This window comes from Proteus sp. PR00224, assembly GCF_016238105.1.
GTDB lineage: Bacteria > Pseudomonadota > Gammaproteobacteria > Enterobacterales > Enterobacteriaceae > Proteus.
Genome location: NZ_JAEHQU010000003.1, coordinates 560,493 through 582,098 on the forward strand (window position 1 = coordinate 560,493; position 21,606 = coordinate 582,098).

Genomic DNA, 21,606 nt, shown 5'->3' on the forward strand with positions numbered 1-21,606 from the left:
CAAAATCATATACGTTTTAATGGTAGTGACCCATATTTATGCTTCACTGCCCAGAGGGAGATAACATGGCTATTGATGAAAACAAACAAAAAGCATTGGCCGCAGCACTTGGTCAAATTGAAAAGCAATTTGGTAAAGGGTCTATCATGCGTCTGGGCGAAGATCGTTCCATGAACGTTGAAACCATCTCTACAGGTTCTTTATCATTAGACGTTGCTTTAGGTGCTGGTGGTTTACCACGCGGCCGTATTGTTGAAATCTATGGCCCAGAATCTTCTGGTAAAACAACGTTAACTCTACAAGTTATCGCTGCTGCTCAACGTGAAGGCAAAATTTGTGCATTCATCGATGCTGAACACGCTTTAGATCCTATCTACGCTAAAAAACTAGGTGTAGATATTGATAACCTGCTATGTTCTCAGCCTGATACAGGTGAACAAGCCTTAGAAATTTGTGATGCGTTATCTCGTTCTGGTGCTGTTGATGTTATCGTTGTTGACTCCGTTGCTGCCTTAACGCCAAAAGCAGAAATTGAAGGTGAAATCGGTGATTCGCACGTTGGTTTAGCAGCTCGTATGATGAGCCAAGCCATGCGTAAATTAGCGGGTAACCTGAAAAACTCCAACACATTGCTTATTTTCATCAACCAAATTCGTATGAAAATCGGTGTTATGTTTGGTAACCCAGAAACTACAACAGGTGGTAATGCACTTAAATTCTACGCATCTGTTCGCTTAGATATTCGTCGTATCGGTTCTGTTAAAAACGGTGATGAAGTTGTTGGTAGTGAAACACGCGTTAAAGTGGTGAAAAACAAAATTGCAGCGCCATTTAAACAAGCTGAATTCCAAATTATGTATGGTGAAGGTATCAATACCTTTGGCGAATTGATTGATTTAGGTGTTAAACATAAATTGGTAGAGAAAGCTGGCGCATGGTACAGCTACAATGGTGAGAAAATTGGTCAAGGTAAAGCCAATGCAACAACTTACCTGAAAGAACACCCTGAAATGTATGATGAGTTAAACACTAAATTACGTGAAATGTTATTAAATCATGCAGGCGAATTTACTAGCGCAGCTGATTTTACTAACGATAGTGATAATGCAGCAGATATTGAAGAAACAGAAGAATAATTTTTTCCAATGTCTAAATTGAATGTGTATTAAAACATATTACGATTATCGTAGTTGTAAACCACTAGTCAATTAATGTGATTTAACTCACTTAAAAAAGGAAGCTCTAAAACGGCTTCCTTTTTGCTGTATGTCGTATTTTTTGTTCAAAAGAGAGTTAAAATTAGTCTTATTTTGCTTTCTTCCCCTAAAAAATAGCCTTTAACACTACTTTATTTAATATAACGATATTTTTTACTAACCTATTTTTTACAGTTGTATGAAATTTTATATAGTGAAATTTTGGTGATATATCCTTGCTAATAAATAATGAAAATAAGAATCATTACGATAGTCTGGTTGCACCAGATAATAAATAATTGAGATATAAAGATAAATATATTCAATATATTTGGATCTAATTTAAATTGTATTTAAAGGTTTGTTGAGATGTAAGGTGAATTTTATACTGATAAGCGCTTTTATTTTAGTAAGTTATCGTGCTCTTAATATCTTATTTAAGTAATAACGCTTATGTGTTTATTACTAATTGCTATGAGAAAAAGAGATTATTCAGAGAGCATAAACGTATAGAGAGTAATCCCATAAAAAATCAGTAATAACAAATACTTTTTAATAATTACAAAATGAAAATACTTTAAGTTACTAACATTTCCCAAGATAATTGCTCTTAAATAGAGAAAAGTCCCATTCTCAGATAACAATCCCACTTTCAGAAAAAAACTAGACGATTTACAATGTCAACACGAATAAGTTTATCGGGGGTTTTACTTCTGACAGAAGAAATTCTATCTTATCCCTACTTATGTATTCGTTGGCTAAGTAGAGGTAACAATAAACCTCCTCTAACTAGATTTCTAATTTCTGTTTTTCCAGCTTGATTTCGGGATAATTATGAGCAAAAGCACCGCTGAGATCCGTCAGGCGTTTCTCGACTTTTTTCATACTAAAGGACATCAAATAGTACCTAGCAGTTCTTTGGTTCCAAATAACGATCCAACATTGCTGTTTACAAACGCAGGGATGAACCAATTCAAAGATGTATTTCTTGGATTGGATAATAGACCTTATTCCCGAGCGACAACCGCGCAACGCTGTGTGCGCGCTGGTGGTAAACATAACGATTTAGAAAATGTGGGTTATACCGCTCGTCACCATACCTTTTTTGAAATGCTAGGTAATTTCAGTTTTGGTGACTATTTCAAACATGATGCAATCAATTTTGCTTGGGAATTATTAACAAGCAAAGAGTGGTTCAATTTACCTAAAGAAAGACTTTGGGTAACGGTATATGCCACAGATGATGAAGCTTATGATATTTGGAATAAAGAAATTGGTATTCCAGCAGAAAGAATAATCCGTATTGGTGATAACAAAGGGGCACCATTTGCATCAGATAACTTCTGGCAAATGGGTGACACAGGCCCTTGTGGACCTTGTACTGAAATATTTTATGACCATGGTGACCACATTTGGGGCGGACCTCCAGGCTCACCAGAAGAAGACGGCGATCGCTATATTGAGATCTGGAACATCGTTTTCATGCAATTTAACCGTCAATCAGATGGCACAATGGATCCATTGCCAAAACCATCGGTTGATACAGGAATGGGATTAGAGCGTATTACCGCTGTTTTACAGCATGTAAACTCTAACTATGACATTGATTTATTCCGTTCTTTAATTAAATCAGTTGCACAAGTGACTAATGCAACAGATTTAGAAAATAAATCATTACGTGTTATTGCCGATCATATTCGTTCTTGTTCATTCCTTATTTGCGATGGCGTTATCCCTTCTAATGAAGGCCGTGGCTATGTTCTGCGTCGTATTATTCGTCGTGCAGTACGTCATGGTTATATGCTTGGCGCTAAAGATACCTTCTTCTATAAGTTAGTAGCTCCATTAATTGAAGTTATGGCAGAAGCGGGTGAAGAATTAAAACGCCAACAAGATATCGTTGAAAAAGTATTAAAAACGGAAGAAGAGCAGTTTGCTCGCACGTTAGAACGTGGTCTGCAATTATTAGATGAAGAGCTTGCTCAATTAACAGATGACGTTCTTCCAGGTGAAACCGCTTTCCGTCTTTATGATACTTATGGTTTCCCTCTTGATTTAACTGCCGATGTTTGTCGTGAAAGAAATATCAAAGTTGATGAAAAAGGCTTTGAAGTCGCGATGGAAGAGCAACGTAAACGCGCTCGTGAATCCAGCGGTTTCGGTACTGACTATAATAGTTTAATCAAAGTGGATAGTCGCAGTGAGTTCTCTGGTTATGAGCATGATGAACAGCAGGGCACAATTACCGCTATTTTCCATAACGGACAATCAGTCACTGAATTAAAAGCAGGTGAAGAAGGTATTATCTTCTTAAATAAAACCGCATTTTATGCAGAGTCTGGTGGTCAAGTTGGTGATAAAGGTGTTCTAACAGGTAAAGATAGCCTGTTTGAAGTCACAGATACGCAAAAATACGGTAAAGCTATTGGTCATATTGGTAAAGTTAACGTAGGGTCGTTTATTGTTAACCATAAAATCAATGCAGCCATTGATACTGCTCGCCGTGATGCTATTCGTTTAAATCACTCTGCGACGCACTTATTACACGCAGCATTGCGTCAAGTTCTGGGTACGCATGTTACGCAAAAAGGTTCTTTAGTTAACGATAAATATCTGCGTTTTGACTTTTCTCATTTTGAAGCTGTTAAACCAGAACAATTACGGGAAGTTGAAGATATTGTAAATGCGCAAATCCGTCTTAACTCACCAGTTGTCACTGAGTTAATGGATCTTGAAGATGCGAAAGAAAAAGGTGCGATGGCACTCTTTGGTGAAAAATACGACGAACGAGTTCGTGTTTTAACTATGGGTGACTTCTCTACTGAGCTTTGCGGTGGTACTCACGCTTCTAGAACGGGTGATATTGGTTTATTCCGCATTGTCAGTGAGTCAGGTACTGCGGCTGGTATTCGTCGTATTGAGGCGATTACGGGTATTGCAGCAATTGAGAGTATTCATGAACAATCAGATCTCATCTCTCTTGTTGCACAAGTTCTAAAAAGTGATGGTACAAACTTGGTCGAAAGAATCAAAACAGTCCAAGAAAAACATCGTTTATTAGAAAAAGAACTCCAACAACTAAAAGATCAGCAAGCTGCCCAAGAGAGTTCCTCTTTAGGTAGCCAAGCTAAAAACGTGAAAGGTATCAAACTTTTAGTTCGTGAGCTTAATGGTGTTGAGCCGAAAATGTTAAGAACAATGGTTGATGATTTAAAAAATCAATTAGGTTCTGCAATTATTGTGCTTTCTACTATTTCTGATGGTAAAGTGAGCTTAATTGTTGGGGTCACTAAAGATTTAACTGCTAAAGTTAAAGCGGGTGAGCTAATTAGTTTTGTAGCACAGCAAATTGGCGGTAAAGGTGGCGGTCGCCCTGATATGGCTCAAGCTGGTGGTACTGACGTTGAAGCCTTACCTGCTGCTTTGGCAAGTGTTGACGAGTGGGTTGAATCGCATCTGTAAGCGATAGCAACCTGAAAAAAGGCGCTATCCCTGTTTGTATCGGGATAACGCCTTATAGAGATATTGATAATCCGTTAAATAATCAATCACTAAATTTATATTTTGTTATGAAGTATGAGTTACTTGTGATAAATAATGATTATACGAATTGACAATGTATGATGGATAATGGCCGGGAAATTCTAGAGACCCGACTCTTGTAAATTTTCAAGGAGCAAAGAATGCTTATTCTAACTCGTCGAGTTGGTGAAACGCTTATGATAGGCGATGATGTGACCGTAACCGTTTTAGGGGTTAAAGGTAATCAGGTACGGATTGGCGTAAACGCACCCAAAGAAGTATCAGTCCATCGTGAAGAGATCTATCAACGAATTCAGGCCGAGAAAACTCAGCCTACTGATAACTACTAAATCAATTCCCATTTTTTAGTCAGTTACAATTCATTCGTAAGCGTCCACACTTTTGCCGGGTTTGGGCGCTTTTCTCTTTATAAGACTTTTGATTCCTATCTTTGTTCCTATCTTCGTTCTCCTTGAACTGTATTTATTATTGCACTATCCGTTTATTCTGATTGACAGAATTGAAAGTCTTTTTACCTCTAATCATTCGCTTCACAATTATTTGATGTGTGAATGAATTTATTTACTAAGAGAATAAAATACTTGAATGATTTTTCATCAGCGATATCATTGTGTTTAGAACTTTTTTAGCCAATCTTGATGATAAACGCATCAGTTTGTTTGTGAAGTGTTCAAACAAACGTATATTCGTAAAAAGTTGAGAAAAATTGTTTGACTTCTTAGGCTGAGAAAGTAATATGTGCGCCACACAGAGACGAGATGTTCAGTAAGAACTTCTTCGAGTGGTTCTAAATATGGTGAGATGGCCGAGAGGCTGAAGGCGCTCCCCTGCTAAGGGAGTATGCGGTCAAAAGCTGCATCGAGGGTTCGAATCCCTCTCTCACCGCCATTTAGATTTGCATCCTTAGCTCAGCTGGATAGAGTACTCGGCTACGAACCGAGCGGTCGGAGGTTCGAATCCTCCAGGATGCACCATATTCCAACCCCATGATTAATGTATGGGGTTTTTATTTTGGTGCAAATGGTGAATAATTTGCATTAAAAGCGTAAAGTATTAAAACGGCGCATCCTTAGCTCAGCTGGATAGAGTACTCGGCTACGAACCGAGCGGTCGGAGGTTCGAATCCTCCAGGATGCACCATCTCATTACTCAGATTGCTAATTGCAATATGAGCAGCTAGAAAAGTAACTACGATGCATCCTTAGCTCAGCTGGATAGAGTACTCGGCTACGAACCGAGCGGTCGGAGGTTCGAATCCTCCAGGATGCACCATCTTTTATTAGATCTCTTTAGTTTATTATTTCTAGCAAAAACGTCAGACCCGCATCCTTAGCTCAGCTGGATAGAGTACTCGGCTACGAACCGAGCGGTCGGAGGTTCGAATCCTCCAGGATGCACCATCTTAAAAGCCTCGCTTATTGCGGGGCTTTTTGCTTTCTACCATTCTATTATTTTTCATAATATAACGTCTTTGTTTAGCACCAACTAACAATGCTAACATCATCTAATCAGCGACAATTTAGTGACTTTGCGATAAAGTAACTCCTATCTATTTACTAACATCAATCAACGCGGGAGGTCACCTTTGATCCCGGACGTATCAAAAGCGCTTTCTTGGTTGGAAGCACACCCTAAAGTTTTATGTGGCATCCACCGTGGTATAGAGCGTGAAACTTTAAGAGTTACGCCAGAAGGCAATTTAGCATCAACAGAGCATCCTATTTCATTAGGTAAATCATTAACTCATAAATGGATCACAACTGATTTTGCTGAGTCTCTATTAGAGTTTATTACACCTGTTGATGACAACATTGCACATACCTTGCATTTTTTAGGTGATTTACACCGCTATACAGCTCGTCACTTAGATAATGAACGTATGTGGCCTATGAGTATGCCTTGCTTTATTGAAGCCGAAGATAAGATTACCTTGGCTCAATTTGGTACCTCTAATGTTGGGCGTTTTAAAACACTCTATCGTGAAGGGCTTAAAAATCGTTATGGCGCGTTAATGCAAACTATTTCAGGTGTGCATTACAACTTCTCACTGCCTATCGAATTTTGGCAAGCATGGGCAAATGTAAAAGATGAAGAGAGTGGGAAAGAGGCGATTTCTGATGGTTACTTACGTCTTATTCGTAACTATTATCGCTTTGGCTGGATCATTCCATTCTTCTTTGGTGCATCACCGGCAATTTGTGGATCTTTCTTAAAAGGAAGAGAAACAAATCTACCATTTGAAAGCACTCCTAAAGGGGCGAAGTATTTACCTTATGCAACTTCATTACGTTTAAGTGATTTAGGGTATACCAATAAATCTCAAAGCGATTTAGATATCACCTTTAATCATCTTGAAACGTATGTCAAAGGGCTGAAAAAAGCGATTCATAAGCCTTCTGAAGAGTTTGCTAAATTAGGTGTTAAGAAAAACGGTGAATATATTCAGTTAAACACCAATGTGTTGCAGATTGAAAATGAACTCTATGCGCCTATTCGTCCTAAACGCGTGGTTAAAGGGGATGAATCACCTTCTGATGCGTTATTACGTGGTGGTATTGAATATATCGAAGTTCGTTCACTTGATATCAATCCATTTACGCCAATTGGCGTTGACGAAACTCAAATTCGCTTCCTTGATTTATTCCTGATCTGGTGTGTATTAGCTGATGCTCCAGAGATGAGCGCCTCTGAATTAGCGTGCTGCCGTTCAAATTGGAATAACGTTATTCTAGAAGGACGTAAGCCAGGTCAAGTTATTGGAATGGGTTGTGGTGAAAGAAAAGAGCCATTAGCGCAAGTGGGTAAAGCCTTATTTGCTGATTTAGAACGTGTTGCTAATGTTCTTGATTGCTGTTCAGGCACTAAATATATGGAAGTTTGCGTTAAGTTAGAAGAAATGTTTGATAATCCTGAATTAACTTTCTCTGGCAGACTTTTAGATAAAATTAAAACGCAAGGCATTGGTGGTTTCGGCTTGTCTTTAGCTGAAGAATATTACCAAGAATTAATTAAAACACCTTATGAAACGTTAACCGATGAAGCTTTTGATCATGAGAGAATTTCATCCATAAAACGTCAAGAAGAGTTAGAAAAGAGTGATACCATTTCTTTTGATGAGTATTTGAAGATCCATGCGGGGACAAACACCGATAACGTGGCTTCCTAAACTTAGATAGAAAAAAGCCACACTAAGATTTGTGTGGCTAAAAAATTCTATAGAGAAATAGGGATGATAACAATTTGCGCGTATTCATTACTAAGACCAGGCTACTTGCAGAAAGTTTCATTTTTTCTTAAAAATATTTAAATTTTTCTTAGGAGGTTTTTTATGCCTTTATTGGATAGCTTTACTGTTGACCATACACGTATGTCAGCACCTGCTGTACGCGTTGCTAAAACAATGAAAACGCCATCAGGTGATACCATCACGGTATTTGATTTACGTTTTACTGTGCCAAATAAAAAAGCCATGCCTGAGAAAGGAATTCATACTCTAGAGCATCTGTTCGCTGGATTTATGCGTAACCATCTTAATGGTGATGGTGTTGAGATAATTGATATTTCCCCAATGGGATGCCGTACAGGCTTCTACATGAGCTTAATTGGACAACCTGAAGAGCAACGTGTAGCTAATGCATGGAAAGCGGCAATGGAAGATGTTTTGAAAGTAAAAGATCAAAACCATATCCCAGAACTGAATGTGTACCAATGTGGTACCTATGAAATGCACTCACTGACAGAAGCACAAGATATTGCACGAGATATTTTATCTCATAGTATTGGCATTAATCATAACGATGAATTAGCACTACCTGAAGAGACTTTAAAAGAGCTACATATTTAAGTCACTGCCACTTCATAAAATTAGGGGACAATAGATCAAGAAATTCGCATCCTGATTTATTGTCTCTTTTTTATTTTTATCTCCTTTATTATTTTTCTTTTCTCTACTCCATTGTTTTATTTTCTTATCTTCTTATATTGTTAGCACAGTAATGGATTAAATTTATGCTTAATACACGGAGTACACTTTTGTTATGGAAAATCGCAAATTCTCATCACCTAAATTAGTGTTAGAGTTTTTTGTTCGAGAATTTTATTTTGTAGGTAAAGGCACATTGCGTACCCAATTTCCTAAAGATGCCTTTTTCTATCAAGGACGTTCTAAAGCACTTGAATATCGTTACTTTGAACGAGTCCACAAAAAGTATGTTAAACGCTCTCAGTGTGAACCAGAGCTTATTATCAAGCCTGATTTATTATTGCTATCGTCTGAACTCAATACTGAATTATTTGCCAAAATCATTAAACCACAAACAAATACCATAATAAAAATAAGTGGTGATTATCTTTATAAAGAAAAAGAAGAAGAGCAATATCATTGGTATTTTCAACAAGATAAAATTAAAACAAACAGTTATAGTGGCGATAATTCACAGTTAAAATATGAAAATATTTGTAGCTTAGCACCTCATCATTTTAATATTGAAGCGATAAACGGTGAGGAGGCGCTTATTACTAATTTTCCACGCAAGTCCCTTTCTCTTACTTTGAATAAAGGAGAAACTGCGTGTTTTATTTGTCGGCGTGAAGAGTATGGTGCTGATTATTCTTATCAGCCTGCATTAAACTTAGTTATGTGGGTCAAAAATCATGGTTTCTATTCTGATTATCAACAATTAAAACCTGCAAAATTAATACAAGAGCAAGCGATAGAACCTTTCTATATGAAACCCGCCAGAGAGTTTGATTTTCGTAATAGCAAATTACGATTTGAGCTAGGATAAACAGTAGGAAATAAGCGCCTTAGAAGGCGCTTATTTTGTATGCATTAATGATGTGGGATTGAAAGGTGGCGAATTAATGCCTTTTTAATGACGTTATCTTGAACTTCAAGTATTTCAAATTCGTAGTCACTCACTTTTATTTTATTACCTACAACAGGTAAGTCTCCCAACTCTTCAATAATGACGCCGTTGATCGTTCGAGCTTCATCTTCAGGTAAATGCCAACCAAAAGCTTTATTGATATCTCGAATGTTTGTTGTACCATCGACTAATAATGAACCGTCTTTTTGAGGAATAACTTCTTCAGCTAAAGATGGGGACATCGAGGTAGTAAAGTCACCAACAATCTCTTCAAGAATATCTTCAACAGTGACTAAACCTTGAATCTCACCATATTCATCAACCACAACACCCGCTTTTTCATTATTACGCTGGAAGTTGACGAGTTGTAGGTTTAATGGTGTGCTTTCTGGAATAAAGTAGATTTTATCGGCCGCTTTCATCAGAATTTGCTTAGTAAATTCTTTTTTCTCTGTCATTAAGCGATAAGCTTCTCGTACTCGTAACATACCAATTGCATCGTCGAGAGTGTCACGATAAAGCACAATTCGACCGTGTGGAGAATGAGTTAATTGTCTTACGATAGATTTCCATTCGTCATTGACGTCGATACCAAAAATCTCATTTCTTGGTACCATAATATCGCCAATCGTCACTTTTTCTAAATCTAAAATCGACAGCAACATGTTCTGATTTCTTTGCGAAAGCTTTGATTTAGATTCATTAACGATAGTTCTCAATTCTTCTTTTGAGACTGCATTTCCCTGTATTATTGGGGATTTGATACCAAAAATACGCATGAGTATTAATGTGATTTTATTAAAAAACCAAACAATAGGCAGCATCATTTTTTGCAAAGGAGAAAGAATAACACTACTTGGATAAGCAACGCGCTCTGGATAAAGTGCCGCGATTGATTTTGGAAGCACTTCAGCAAAAATAAGGATAATAAAGGTCAGCACACCCGTGGCTATTGCTACACCTGCATCACCATATAAACGCATACCAACAATGGTAGCTAGTGCAGACGCAACAATATTAATCAGATTATTGCCAATCAATACTAAACTAATCAATCTGTCAGGACGTTGTAATAATTTTTCCACACGTTTTGCAGAGCGATTTCCTTGTTTTGCAGCATGACGAAGACGATAGCGATTAATCGTCATCATACTGGTTTCAGTCCCAGAAAAATAAGCTGAGGCAATAATCATACATACAAGTATGATAATGAGCGTAGTTGTCGACACATGCTCCAAAATTGAGATCCTTTTGCTACCCTAAAATAGAAAATTAATTAAGCACTAACTCTTGTAATAAACGATTACCGAAAAAAGCTAATGTCAAAATAATAGCGCCAATCAAATTAAAGATAATGACTTTCTTTCCTCTCCATCCTTCTCGGAAATGTCCCCATAATAAAATGATGTAAACAAACCAAGCAATGATAGAGAAAATAGATTTATGGATATTTTCTTTACCAAAAATATTATCCATATACACCAAACCTGTACATAAGGTCAGTGTCAGCAATACGACACCTACTTGTGTGATATGAAACATTTTACGCTCAATTGACATTAATGGTGGCATTTGAGGTGAGAATTTTAGTTTCTTATTTTTTAGTTGATAGTCGAGCCAACTAAGTTGTAAAGCATATAGAGCGGCAATTAACAGTGTGGCATAGCTTAATAAAGCCAGCCCAATATGAATAAAGAGTGATGTGCTACTTTCAAGATGTGTAACAAATTCACCCGGCATCAGCGCTGCAATAACAAGATTGACTATTGCGAAACAATAAACAATAGGCAGCAAGAACCATGCACGGCCACGAGAAGCCACAATCGTCATGATAACGCAGACCATCAGGCTCACAATTGCACCTAGATTGGTGAGTGAAAGATTTTGTCCGCTGTGGGGGCGGAAAATTAAAAATTTTAATGAAATGGCATGTGCAATAAGTGCAATTACCGCAAATAGTAGAGCTAATCCGCGGTATCCATTCTGCTCTTTTCGTAACAGACCGGGCAAAAACAGCACCAGACTGAGTAAATAAGCGCAGACAGCGACGATAGAGATTGATATAACGGGCATAGTTTCGCTTACATATATTGTTTGAATAACTTCCTAGTATAGCGCTAGGAGCATACGGCTCCAACTATTGAAGTCATTAAGCTTAAATCTCTATGCAGAGATCCGCGAGTCATCGTGATATAATCGGTGGCATACATGACCGATAAGCCCAACTTTAACACTGAGCTAAGATAATGTTTGAGAATTTAAGTGACAGACTATCGCGCACATTGCGCAATATAAGCGGTCGAGGAAGACTGACCGAAGAAAACATCAAAGAGACACTGCGTGAAGTACGTATGGCTTTATTAGAAGCTGACGTTGCCTTACCTGTGGTTCGTGATTTTATTGCGCGCGTCAAAGAGAGCGCAGTAGGGCATGAAGTTAACAAAAGCCTGACACCGGGTCAGGAGTTTGTGAAGATTGTTCAAAATGAACTCGTCAATGCGATGGGGGAAGTGAATACTGACCTTGATCTATCAGCGCAACCGCCAGCTGTTGTGTTAATGGCAGGTTTGCAAGGTGCCGGTAAAACAACCAGTGTCGCAAAACTAGGTAAATTCTTAAAAGAGAAAAAGAAGAAAAAAGTTCTTGTTGTTTCTGCTGACGTTTATCGCCCAGCAGCGATTAAACAGCTTGAAACGTTAGCCGAAACGGTTGGCATTGATTTCTTCCCTTCAACTGTTCAAGAAAATCCAGTCACAATTGCAAGTAATGCATTAAAACATGCACAACTTCAATTCTATGATGTATTGCTGGTGGATACGGCAGGTCGTTTACACGTAGATGAAGGCATGATGGAAGAGATCCAACTTCTCCATAAAGCCATTAATCCAGTTGAAACCCTGTTTGTTGTTGACGCCATGACGGGTCAAGATGCGGCAAATACAGCAAAAGCATTCAATGAAGCATTGCCATTAACAGGGGTTGTATTAACCAAAGTTGATGGTGATGCGCGTGGTGGTGCAGCATTATCCATTCGCCATATCACGGGTAAGCCAATTAAATTCCTCGGTGTTGGGGAAAAAACAGAAGCCTTAGAACCTTTCCACCCAGATCGTATTGCCTCTCGTATTTTAGGCATGGGTGATGTTCTGTCTTTAATTGAAGACATTGAAAGCAAAGTTGATAGAGCACAAGCTGAAAAGCTAGCGACAAAGCTTAAAAAAGGTGATGGCTTTGATCTAAATGATTTTTTAGATCAATTAAAGCAGATGAAAAACATGGGCGGCATGGCGAGTATGTTAAGCAAAATGCCGGGTATGTCTCAGGTGCCAGATGCAGTAAAATCACAAATGGATGATTCAATTTTAGTGAAAATGGAAGCGATTATTAATTCCATGACTAAAAAAGAACGCCAAAAACCAGAAATCATCAAAGGTTCTAGAAAACGCCGTATTGCAGCGGGTTCAGGAACACAAGTGCAAGACGTCAACCGTTTATTAAAACAGTTCGATGATATGCAACGTATGATGAAAAAAATGAAAAAAGGTGGCATGGCTAAGATGATGCGTAGCATGAAAGGTATGATGCCACCTGGATTCCCAGGCCGATAAAATCAAAAAGCCTGAAAAAAAACGTGCTTTGGATTGCTTTTTTCGCCAAAGTGAGTAAACTTTTCGGGCTTTTTATATGACAACCGGACTCCGTTCCTCGATGGCGTCTGGTTGTTTTATTAACTAATGAGGATGTTATGGTAACAATTCGTTTAGCTCGTGGCGGCGCAAAAAAGCGTCCGTTTTACCAAGTAGTAGTAACCGATAGCCGCAATGCACGTGATGGTCGTTTCATTGAGCGTGTAGGCTTTTATAACCCACTGGCAACCGGTAATGCAGAAGAATTACGTTTAGACGTAGACCGTGTTGAACACTGGGTTGCTCAAGGCGCAACAGTTTCAGAACGTGTTGCTGGCCTGATCAAATCAGCGAAGAAAAGCGCTTAATCTGTCGCGGTGGTAACAATGAGCGAACAAAAAACCTTAAAAGAACCTATAGAACCTATTGTAATGGGTAAATTAGGTTCACCTTACGGGATCCGTGGTTGGCTCAGAGTTTTTTCCTCCACCGAACACGCCGAAAACATTTTTGAATATCAACCGTGGTTTATTCAACGTCATGGACAGTGGGAAACTATTGAAATTGAAAGTTGGAAACATCACAACCAAGATATTATCGTCAAGCTAAAAGGTATTGATGACAGAGATGCGGCTAATATCCTGACTAATTTTGAAATTGTTGTGAATGCTTCGCAACTTCCAGAGCTTGAAGGTGAATATTACTGGAAAGATCTGATGGGGTGCCATGTAGAAACTGACAAAGGCTACGATCTGGGTGTCGTTACTGACATGATGGAAACGGGCTCAAATGATGTCATGGTCATTAAAGCTAATCTGAAAGATGCGTTCGGTGCCGGGGAACGGCTAATCCCGTTTCTTGATGGGCAGGTTATCAAGAAAGTCGATCTCTCAGCGAAAAAAATTATCGTTGATTGGGATCCTGGTTTTTAGATTATTCCGGTTAACGGTTCTCAATAGTGGGACACAAAAATGTGGATTGGGGTAATTAGCCTATTTCCAGAAATGTTCCGCTCTATAACCGAGTACGGGGTGACTGGTCGGGCAGTGAAGCATGGTCTGCTCAATGTAGAATGTTGGAATCCCCGAGATTTTACATACGACAGACACAATACCGTTGATGATCGTCCTTATGGCGGTGGTCCTGGTATGTTGATGATGGTACAACCTTTAAGGGAAGCCATTCATCAAGCGAAAGCTGCGGCAGGTGATGGAGCAAAGGTGATTTATTTATCACCTCAGGGACGCAAACTCGATCAACAAGGAGTTTGTGAACTGGCAACAAATGAGAAGTTAATTCTGGTTTGTGGTCGGTATGAAGGTATAGATGAGCGTGTCATTCAGACTGAAATCGATGAAGAGTGGTCTGTAGGTGATTACGTATTAAGTGGTGGGGAATTACCTGCCATGATAATGATAGATGCAGTAGCGCGCTTTGTACCGGGTGTTCTCGGACATGCAGCCTCTGCGAAAGAAGATTCTTTTGCTGAAGGTTTACTGGATCATCCTCACTATACTCGCCCAGAGGTTTTAGATGGTATGGAAGTTCCGGCAGTTTTACTGTCAGGCAACCATGCTCATATTAATCGCTGGCGCATGAAACAATCACTGGGTCGAACCTGGCTAAGAAGACCTGAGCTTCTGGAAAGCCTAGCTCTGACTGACGAGCAAAGAGTGCTGTTAACAGAGTTCCAACAGGAACATCTGTCAGGAACAGCAGAGTAAGTCTGACACAAGATGTCATTAATATCAGTTTACCTAGGGTAAGAGAGTTATTATGAGCAATATTATTAAACAAATCGAACAAGAACAGATGAAGCAAGATGTTCCTTCATTCCGTCCTGGTGACACTTTAGAAGTTAAAGTATGGGTTGTTGAAGGTTCTAAAAAACGTCTGCAGGCATTCGAGGGCGTGGTTATCGCTATTCGTAACCGCGGTCTGCACTCTGCATTCACTGTTCGTAAAATTTCTAATGGCGAAGGTGTTGAGCGTGTATTCCAAACTCACTCTCCAGTCGTAGATAGCATCACTGTGAAACGTCGTGGTGCGGTTCGTCAAGCTAAACTGTACTACCTGCGTGAGCGTTCAGGTAAGGCTGCTCGTATTAAAGAGCGTCTTAACGCTAAATAATACGCTTTCGCACATCCGAAAGTTATTGTTAAAAGGTCAGCATTTGCTGACCTTTTTTATATCACCCCATGTTGAAAATACTGCTTGTTAGTTTTTACCTCTTTTACCTCTATATCCCTATCTTATCTATTCTTCATATGTCGAGATTCATTAAAAGACAATCTGTAAATATATTTTTACAAAATGGTATTTTAATTCAATCTTCATCACATTATTTATGCTCTCTCTCTTTATTGTAACTAATTGTTATTTATTGTTTATTTGTATCAAAAACATTAATCGTAAAGATATGATTACATTGCTGTCAAAATTATTAAAAATATGGATTGATTTCTTTACATTGCGTGTTATCTTATCTTTCAGACACACAAAAATCACAATGACAGATATAAAAAAGGTAAAGATTATGATCATGCAAAAAGACGCACTCAATAATGTGAATATCAGCGAAGAGCTGGTTTTAATTACTCCAGAAGAGTTAAAACAAAAATACCCATTGAGTCGCAATGATCTGCATGCCATTGCTCAGTCACGTCAAACAATTTCTGAAATTGTCCAACGTCGTGATCCTCGCTTACTCGTGGTATGTGGGCCTTGTTCCATTCATGATGTCGATGTTGCGTTAGATTACGCAAAACGCCTGAAAGTCTTAGCGTCTGAATTAAGTGATAGTCTGTATATTGTGATGCGTGTCTACTTTGAAAAACCTCGTACAACTGTTGGTTGGAAAGGTTTAATCAGCGATCCATTTATGGATGGTAGCTTTGAGATGGAAAAAGGGTTACATATTGCCCGTAAGCTATTGACTGAGCTTGTACAATTAGGTTTGCCTCTAGCGACTGAAGCGTTAGATCCTAACAATCCACAATACTTAGGTGATTTATTTAGTTGGTCTGCAATTGGAGCCAGAACAACAGAATCTCAGACTCACCGTGAAATGGCATCAGGGCTTTCAATGCCAGTTGGATTTAAAAACGGAACAGATGGTAATTTAGATACTGCGATTAACGCGATGAAAGCGGCTTCTATGCCACACCGGTTTATGGGAATTAATCAATCAGGGCAGGTTTGTTTATTACAAACACAAGGTAACCCTGATGGTCATGTTATTTTACGTGGTGGAAAAACACCAAACTACCATGAAGAAGATGTTGCTCAGTGTGAAGCTCAAATGGTAAAAGCAGGATTAAAACCATCATTAATGATTGATTGCAGCCATGGTAATTCTAATAAAGATTTCCGTCGTCAAACAGCGGTGGTTGATTCTGTGATTGAGCAAATTACTAAAGGTAATGAATCAATCACTGGCATTATGTTAGAAAGCCATATTAATGAAGGCAATCAATCGTCAGAGCAATCTCGTAGTGAAATGAAATACGGTGTCTCAGTAACAGATGCGTGTATTAGTTGGGAAACAACGGAGTCAGTATTAAGAAATTTACATGCTCAACTTTCCCCGATTTTGGTTCAGCGTGAAGCTCAGTTAAAAAAAGTTAGTTAATCATAAAGAAAAAAGAGGCAAGCATAGATGGCTGAAGAATTACAAGGTTTGCGTGAGCAAATTGATCAGGTAGATAAATCACTGCTTTCTTTACTCGCAAAAAGAATGCAGTTGGTAGCTGAAGTGGGAGAAGTTAAAAACCGTCATGGCTTACCGATTTATGCGCCTGATAGAGAAGCCGCTATGCTTGCTTCTCGTCGTAATGACGCACAAATGATGGGAATTTCCCCAGATTTGATTGAAGATGTGTTACGCCGAGTAATGCGAGAATCCTATACTAAAGAGAATGACAAGGGATTTAAAACTCTTAACCCTCAACTTGGTAAAATCGTTATTGTGGGAGGAAATGGGAAAATGGGTAAACTATTTTCTCGTTTGTTTACACTCTCTGGCTATCAAGTTGAAAGTTTAGAAGCTGATGAATGGCAAACTAAGTCGCCTGCTATTTTTGATAATGCAGGAATGGTAATAATTAGTGTACCTATCCATTTAACCGTTGAGGTTATTGAACAATTACCGCCATTGCCTAAAGATTGCTTATTAGTCGATTTAGCTTCTATCAAAAAAGCCCCTTTAGAGGCGATGTTAAAGGCACATAGTGGGTCCGTTTTAGGTCTTCATCCAATGTTTGGCCCTGATGTGCCCAGTTTGGCAAAACAGGTTGTGGCTTATTGTGAAGGCCGAAACCATCAAGAATTTGAATGGTTGCTAGAGCAATTAATGGTATGGGGAGCAAAAATTGAGGCGATTACGCCAGAAGAGCATGATAAAAACATGAGTTTTATTCAAGCACTTCGACATTTTACTACCTTTGCTTACGGTCAGCATTTAGCAAAAGAAAAAGTGGACTTAGCCAGTTTACTGCGACTCTCATCTCCTATTTATCGCTTAGAATTGGCAATGATAGGACGACTGTTTGCTCAAGATCCTCAACTCTATGCTGATATTATTTTATCATCACAAGAGAATATTGAACTAATTCGTAGATATCATCATTCTTTGGGGCAAGCTATCGATTTATTAGATATAAATGCAAAGAGTGAGTTTGTTCGTTCATTTAATAACGTGAGTGATTGGTTTGGCGATTATGCTACTCAATTTATGAAAGAGAGTGGTGTATTATTACAAAAGGCTAACGATAGCCGAATCTAGTTAAATTATTTGTTATATAAAAGGTCGAGCAATAAAATAAATTGTTCGGCCTTTTTATTTTATTAATTATTTCATGTTTAGCTTATCACCAGTCATCATCACAAGGTGGCCAAACACAACGACTAGAAGCAGAGATATTGCTATTATTTTGAGAATATTCAATTTTCGATGTTATATTTTTTTCTGCCTTATCATCAAAATAAGCACTCGTATAACTAGCGAATAAAAATGAGCATATTAAAATATATAATTTATTCATAATAACTCCTTTTAAAACAAAATGCTTAAAAGTTAATAGTCTTTAGGATCTGGACATGGGCTTACTGTGCAACGTTTCAAATCCGTTTGAGACGTTAGTGAGTAAGTGTGATAACCCTCTTTTAATTTAATTTCATCTACGTTATTGGTAAAAAATAGACTTAAAATCAGTATGATAAAAGTGTTCATATTCTTTCCCTCCATTTAATAATAGATAAGAATCACATATTTTTACTTAGAAAATAAAAGTAGAGAAATATAAATATACATTTAAAAACAATAAGATAAATATCTATATTTATTAATAGATTAATACATCTTGTGTTTATTGTTATTTAATTGTTATCTCAGGGTTTAATTTAATAATAATTAATGTTCAATATTGTCTTTTTATTAAAAGTTATTTGTTGATGAGATCTTAAAAATGAATGAAATTAAAAGGTATTATTAAAATTATAACAATGATCAAAAAAATGCCTATAACAATTATCGTAAATTATATTTTATAAGCTCTTTTTTTTGCAATAAGTGCTAAAAATTTAATTGTATTATTTTTTGTTTATATTCCGACGTGTTTTTCAAGGGGTAATTTATGGATTTTTTAATACAACTCGCCATTATATTAGTGTGTCTATTTTATGGGGCTAGAAAGGGAGGAATTGCACTAGGTCTATTAGGTGGTGTAGGTTTGGTTATTTTAGTTTTTGTTTTTAACCTCCCTCCAGGAAAACCACCTGTTGATGTAATGTTAGTTATTATTGCCGTTGTTTCTGCATCAGCAACATTACAAGCATCTGGTGGATTAGATGTTATGTTGCAAATAGCAGAAAAATTATTACGTAAAAATCCAAAATATATTTCTATTGTTGCACCACTCGTAACTTGTACTCTTACAATATTATGTGGTACTGGGCACGTTGTTTATACCATATTGCCAATAATCTATGATGTGTCGATTAAAAATAATATTCGTCCGGAAAGACCAATGGCGGCAAGTACAATCGGCTCTCAAATGGGGATTATTGCCAGCCCAGTGTCTGTTGCCGTTGTTACATTAGTCGCAATGCTCGGTGATGTGACTTTTAATGGTAAACACCTTGAGTTTTTAGATTTATTAGCAATTACTATTCCTTCTACTTTTATCGGTATTTTAGCCATTGGTATCTTTAGCTGGTTTAGAGGAAAAGATTTAGATAAAGACCAACGCTTCCAAGAATTTGTTTCAGTTCCTGAAAACCATGATTATGTTTATGGTGATACAGCAACACTTCTAGATAAAAAGCTCCCTATGAAAAACTGGGTAGCAATGTGGATTTTCTTAGGTGCAATTGCTGTTGTGGCAATATTAGGTGCTTTCTCTGAAATACGTCCTGTATTTAATGGCAAGCCATTATCTATGGTGCTCGTTATTCAAATGTTTATGTTATTAGCTGGCGCGTCAATTATTATTATCTGTAAAACCAACCCTTCTCTTATTTCTAAAAATGAAGTATTTCGTTCAGGGATGATAGCAATTGTTGCCGTGTATGGTATTGCTTGGATGGCAGAGACAATGTTCTCTGCACATATGAAAGAAATAGAAGCTGCATTAGGACAATTAGTACGAGAATATCCTTGGGCTTATGCAGTTGTCTTATTATTGGTATCTAAGTTTGTTAATTCACAAGCAGCGGCTTTAGCAGCCATTGTTCCTTTAGCATTGGGTATTGGTGTTGATCCTGCTTATATCATTGCATCTGCACCTGCTTGTTATGGTTACTATATTCTTCCTACTTATCCTAGTGACTTAGCCGCTATTCAATTTGACCGTTCTGGTACAACTCGAATAGGGCGATTTGTTATTAATCATAGCTTTATTCTACCAGGATTAATTGGTGTAACTGTTTCCTGTGTCTTTGGTTGGCTATTTGCAGCGATGTATGGCTTCTTATAATGAGTGACAAAGTAAGAATATGAGATAAAAAAAGCCAGATAGGTGATGTACTATCTGGCTTATTTATTAGTGGATCGTTTTATTATTTTACTTCAACAGGAACGACATTCTCGGAAGGATAACAACCTAATACTTTTAATGAACGTGTTGTTTGTGATAAATCGTGTAAGGCTTTTTGCATATTAATATCACGTAAATTTGCTTGAACATCAATATAAAACATCTCTTCCCAAGGTGTGCCATTAATAGGACGAGACTCGAGTTTCGTCATAATAATGTCGTATTTTTTTAAAATCATTAATGCATCGACTAATGCACCCGCTTGTTGCCCAGTAGCCATTAAGAAGGTTGTTTTAGCGGGTACTTGCTCTGAAACATCAATGGCTTTTCGTGCAATAACAATAAAGCGTGTTACGTTTATTTGCTGGTTTGCTAAATTATTAGCTAAAGGTTTTAAACCATAAAGAGAGCCACCGGCTTCACTACCAATAGCCGCAACAAGTGGTGATTGTGCAAGAGCTACTTTTTCCATTGCAGCAGCTGTACTTTCGCAATATTCAATTTTCCAGTTTGGATACTGATTTAAATAATGACTGCATTGTTGGAAGGGTTGAGGATGACTATAAATAGTTTGCAACTCTTCTGTACTGCTATCAACACTTGTTAAAAGCGCATGATTAATAGGGATGCGAATTTCTCCAACAATAGAGATTGATGTTGTTTGCAGTAAATCGTAAACATCATTAATTGCCCCTGAACTGGTATTTTCAATAGGTAGTAAACCGTAATCAGCTTGGCCTGTATCGACAAGTGTAAAAATGTCATCAAATTTCTGGCAAGTGCAATCAACGAAGCTATCAAAATGGCGGGCTGCATATTGACGAGCAGCAATATGTGAATAAGAGCCTTTAGGCCCTAAATAAGCAATTCTGGCTGATTCATTCGGTGTTGCATTAAGATGTTGTTGTAGAATGGCTTGTTGCGTTAAGACAGAGTCTTCAATGATCATTTGAAAAATACGACTAATATAAAAACCATCTAGCCCAACGTTTTTTCCTTTCTCAATTAATAAATCAAGTAATTCACGCTCACGATTTTTATCTCTAATAGGGCGATGTGTATTCAATTTAAATTGAGCAACATCAGCAGATAATTGACGTCTGTTTGCTAACAATGTTAGTAATTCTGAATCTAACATTGTGATTTTATCTCTGATTGCTGATAAATCGAGTTTTTCCATGTTTAAGCCCTATACCGTTATGTCATGCCATCATAAATAAAAAAGCCTCCAATTTTGGAGGCTATTGTCGTTCTTACTTTTCTTTCTGAAATGACAAAGCCTCTTAATGAAAGAGTAGAAAGAAAAAGAAGAAAGGCAAATGTGAATGTTTTTTCATTA

19 protein-coding genes, 5 tRNA genes and 1 other annotated feature are annotated in these 21,606 nt (G+C 37.7%); of the genes, 19 read left to right on the forward strand and 5 right to left on the reverse strand.

What is annotated here, in order from left to right:
- Positions 1-65: 65 nt before the first annotated feature.
- The 11 genes from recA to JEP71_RS08520 all read left to right on the forward strand — a co-directional run bounded on the left by recA (position 66) and on the right by JEP71_RS08520 (position 9,526).
- Positions 66-1,136, forward strand: coding sequence for a recombinase RecA (gene recA, locus JEP71_RS08470; protein WP_099075159.1), 1,071 nt, complete (start codon positions 66-68; stop codon positions 1,134-1,136).
- A gap of 894 nt (positions 1,137-2,030) precedes the next feature.
- Positions 2,031-4,658: an alanine--tRNA ligase gene (gene alaS / locus JEP71_RS08475; protein ID WP_196534255.1), complete on the forward strand. Its 2,628-nt coding sequence runs from the start codon at positions 2,031-2,033 to the stop codon at positions 4,656-4,658.
- Positions 4,659-4,879: 221 nt separating this feature from the next.
- Positions 4,880-5,068: a carbon storage regulator CsrA gene (gene csrA / locus JEP71_RS08480; RefSeq protein WP_004244778.1), complete on the forward strand. Its 189-nt coding sequence runs from the start codon at positions 4,880-4,882 to the stop codon at positions 5,066-5,068.
- A gap of 466 nt (positions 5,069-5,534) precedes the next feature.
- Positions 5,535-5,627: transfer RNA gene (locus JEP71_RS08485), tRNA-Ser, on the forward strand.
- 9 nt (positions 5,628-5,636) lie between these two features.
- Positions 5,637-5,713 (forward strand) — tRNA-Arg (locus JEP71_RS08490).
- Between the two features lie 89 nt (positions 5,714-5,802).
- Positions 5,803-5,879, forward strand: a tRNA-Arg gene (locus tag JEP71_RS08495).
- A gap of 55 nt (positions 5,880-5,934) precedes the next feature.
- Positions 5,935-6,011 (forward strand) — tRNA-Arg (locus JEP71_RS08500).
- A 51-nt stretch (positions 6,012-6,062) separates the two neighbouring features.
- Positions 6,063-6,139, forward strand: a tRNA-Arg gene (locus tag JEP71_RS08505).
- A gap of 185 nt (positions 6,140-6,324) precedes the next feature.
- Positions 6,325-7,905, forward strand: coding sequence for a glutamate--cysteine ligase (gshA, locus tag JEP71_RS08510; RefSeq protein WP_109374403.1), 1,581 nt, complete (start codon positions 6,325-6,327; stop codon positions 7,903-7,905).
- A gap of 162 nt (positions 7,906-8,067) precedes the next feature.
- Positions 8,068-8,583, forward strand: a complete 516-nt coding sequence (luxS, locus tag JEP71_RS08515; protein ID WP_109374402.1) for an S-ribosylhomocysteine lyase — start codon at positions 8,068-8,070, stop codon at positions 8,581-8,583.
- Positions 8,584-8,776: 193 nt separating this feature from the next.
- Complete coding sequence (locus JEP71_RS08520) at positions 8,777-9,526, forward strand: hypothetical protein (protein WP_198626086.1); 750 nt, start codon at positions 8,777-8,779, stop codon at positions 9,524-9,526.
- Between the two features lie 44 nt (positions 9,527-9,570).
- Here the strand turns inward: JEP71_RS08520 and JEP71_RS08525 are convergent, their stop codons facing one another.
- Together JEP71_RS08525 and JEP71_RS08530 are read right to left on the reverse strand one after the other, a co-directional pair.
- On the reverse strand, positions 9,571-10,845 hold the full coding sequence (locus JEP71_RS08525) for an HlyC/CorC family transporter (protein ID WP_196534253.1): 1,275 nt from the start codon (positions 10,843-10,845) through the stop codon (positions 9,571-9,573).
- 34 nt (positions 10,846-10,879) lie between these two features.
- Positions 10,880-11,680: a cytochrome C assembly family protein gene (locus JEP71_RS08530; protein ID WP_069367097.1), complete on the reverse strand. Its 801-nt coding sequence runs from the start codon at positions 11,678-11,680 to the stop codon at positions 10,880-10,882.
- Between the two features lie 173 nt (positions 11,681-11,853).
- Here JEP71_RS08530 and ffh point away from each other — a divergent pair, with 173 nt between their 5' ends.
- The 7 genes from ffh (at position 11,854) to tyrA (ending at position 18,016) form a co-directional block, all read left to right on the forward strand.
- Entirely contained in the window at positions 11,854-13,215 is a 1,362-nt protein-coding gene (gene ffh, locus JEP71_RS08535; RefSeq protein WP_023580979.1) for a signal recognition particle protein, read from the forward strand.
- Positions 13,216-13,352: 137 nt separating this feature from the next.
- Positions 13,353-13,601 carry a 30S ribosomal protein S16 gene (rpsP, locus tag JEP71_RS08540; protein ID WP_004244772.1) on the forward strand — a complete coding sequence of 83 codons (249 nt, stop codon included), beginning with the start codon at positions 13,353-13,355 and terminating at the stop codon, positions 13,599-13,601.
- Positions 13,602-13,619: 18 nt separating this feature from the next.
- Positions 13,620-14,165, forward strand: coding sequence for a ribosome maturation factor RimM (rimM, locus tag JEP71_RS08545; protein WP_109374398.1), 546 nt, complete (start codon positions 13,620-13,622; stop codon positions 14,163-14,165).
- Positions 14,166-14,204: 39 nt separating this feature from the next.
- Positions 14,205-14,957: a tRNA (guanosine(37)-N1)-methyltransferase TrmD gene (gene trmD / locus JEP71_RS08550; protein WP_109374397.1), complete on the forward strand. Its 753-nt coding sequence runs from the start codon at positions 14,205-14,207 to the stop codon at positions 14,955-14,957.
- A gap of 52 nt (positions 14,958-15,009) precedes the next feature.
- Complete coding sequence (gene rplS / locus JEP71_RS08555) at positions 15,010-15,363, forward strand: 50S ribosomal protein L19 (protein ID WP_023580978.1); 354 nt, start codon at positions 15,010-15,012, stop codon at positions 15,361-15,363.
- 406 nt (positions 15,364-15,769) lie between these two features.
- A complete protein-coding gene (locus tag JEP71_RS08560) occupies positions 15,770-16,864 on the forward strand; it encodes a 3-deoxy-7-phosphoheptulonate synthase (protein WP_100158633.1) in 1,095 nt (364 codons plus the stop codon).
- Positions 16,865-16,891: 27 nt separating this feature from the next.
- Positions 16,892-18,016 (forward strand): bifunctional chorismate mutase/prephenate dehydrogenase, encoded by a 1,125-nt coding sequence (tyrA, locus tag JEP71_RS08565; protein ID WP_198626087.1) that lies wholly within the window; start codon positions 16,892-16,894, stop codon positions 18,014-18,016.
- Positions 18,017-18,101: 85 nt separating this feature from the next.
- Here tyrA and JEP71_RS08570 read toward each other — a convergent pair whose 3' ends face one another.
- Positions 18,102-18,275 carry a hypothetical protein gene (locus tag JEP71_RS08570; protein ID WP_198626088.1) on the reverse strand — a complete coding sequence of 58 codons (174 nt, stop codon included), beginning with the start codon at positions 18,273-18,275 and terminating at the stop codon, positions 18,102-18,104.
- Between the two features lie 32 nt (positions 18,276-18,307).
- Positions 18,308-18,463, reverse strand: coding sequence for a hypothetical protein (locus JEP71_RS08575; RefSeq protein WP_198620968.1), 156 nt, complete (start codon positions 18,461-18,463; stop codon positions 18,308-18,310).
- 403 nt (positions 18,464-18,866) lie between these two features.
- Here JEP71_RS08575 and JEP71_RS08580 point away from each other — a divergent pair, with 403 nt between their 5' ends.
- Positions 18,867-20,207 (forward strand): anaerobic C4-dicarboxylate transporter, encoded by a 1,341-nt coding sequence (locus JEP71_RS08580; protein ID WP_198626089.1) that lies wholly within the window; start codon positions 18,867-18,869, stop codon positions 20,205-20,207.
- Positions 20,208-20,289: 82 nt separating this feature from the next.
- On the opposite strand, the gene pheA is transcribed toward JEP71_RS08580, so the two are convergent.
- Positions 20,290-21,447: a bifunctional chorismate mutase/prephenate dehydratase gene (pheA, locus tag JEP71_RS08585; protein WP_196534250.1), complete on the reverse strand. Its 1,158-nt coding sequence runs from the start codon at positions 21,445-21,447 to the stop codon at positions 20,290-20,292.
- 35 nt (positions 21,448-21,482) lie between these two features.
- Positions 21,483-21,600, reverse strand: a sequence feature (Phe leader region).
- Between the last annotated feature and the right edge of the window lie 6 nt (positions 21,601-21,606).

What these genes read in the sequence shown, in the direction of transcription:
- JEP71_RS08580 (WP_198626089.1), top strand. Translation starts at nt 18,867, where the DNA reads ATGGATTTTTTAATACAACTCGCCATTATATTAGTGTGTCTATTTTAT.
- pheA (WP_196534250.1), bottom strand. Translation starts at nt 21,447, where the DNA reads ATGGAAAAACTCGATTTATCAGCAATCAGAGATAAAATCACAATGTTA.
- JEP71_RS08520 (WP_198626086.1), top strand. Translation starts at nt 8,777, where the DNA reads ATGGAAAATCGCAAATTCTCATCACCTAAATTAGTGTTAGAGTTTTTT.
- JEP71_RS08570 (WP_198626088.1), bottom strand. Translation starts at nt 18,275, where the DNA reads ATGAATAAATTATATATTTTAATATGCTCATTTTTATTCGCTAGTTAT.
- alaS (WP_196534255.1), top strand. Translation starts at nt 2,031, where the DNA reads ATGAGCAAAAGCACCGCTGAGATCCGTCAGGCGTTTCTCGACTTTTTT.
- recA (WP_099075159.1), top strand. Translation starts at nt 66, where the DNA reads ATGGCTATTGATGAAAACAAACAAAAAGCATTGGCCGCAGCACTTGGT.
- JEP71_RS08530 (WP_069367097.1), bottom strand. Translation starts at nt 11,680, where the DNA reads ATGCCCGTTATATCAATCTCTATCGTCGCTGTCTGCGCTTATTTACTC.
- tyrA (WP_198626087.1), top strand. Translation starts at nt 16,892, where the DNA reads ATGGCTGAAGAATTACAAGGTTTGCGTGAGCAAATTGATCAGGTAGAT.
- ffh (WP_023580979.1), top strand. Translation starts at nt 11,854, where the DNA reads ATGTTTGAGAATTTAAGTGACAGACTATCGCGCACATTGCGCAATATA.
- luxS (WP_109374402.1), top strand. Translation starts at nt 8,068, where the DNA reads ATGCCTTTATTGGATAGCTTTACTGTTGACCATACACGTATGTCAGCA.
- rpsP (WP_004244772.1), top strand. Translation starts at nt 13,353, where the DNA reads ATGGTAACAATTCGTTTAGCTCGTGGCGGCGCAAAAAAGCGTCCGTTT.
- JEP71_RS08575 (WP_198620968.1), bottom strand. Translation starts at nt 18,463, where the DNA reads ATGAACACTTTTATCATACTGATTTTAAGTCTATTTTTTACCAATAAC.
- csrA (WP_004244778.1), top strand. Translation starts at nt 4,880, where the DNA reads ATGCTTATTCTAACTCGTCGAGTTGGTGAAACGCTTATGATAGGCGAT.
- rplS (WP_023580978.1), top strand. Translation starts at nt 15,010, where the DNA reads ATGAGCAATATTATTAAACAAATCGAACAAGAACAGATGAAGCAAGAT.
- JEP71_RS08560 (WP_100158633.1), top strand. Translation starts at nt 15,770, where the DNA reads ATGATCATGCAAAAAGACGCACTCAATAATGTGAATATCAGCGAAGAG.
- trmD (WP_109374397.1), top strand. Translation starts at nt 14,205, where the DNA reads ATGTGGATTGGGGTAATTAGCCTATTTCCAGAAATGTTCCGCTCTATA.
- rimM (WP_109374398.1), top strand. Translation starts at nt 13,620, where the DNA reads ATGAGCGAACAAAAAACCTTAAAAGAACCTATAGAACCTATTGTAATG.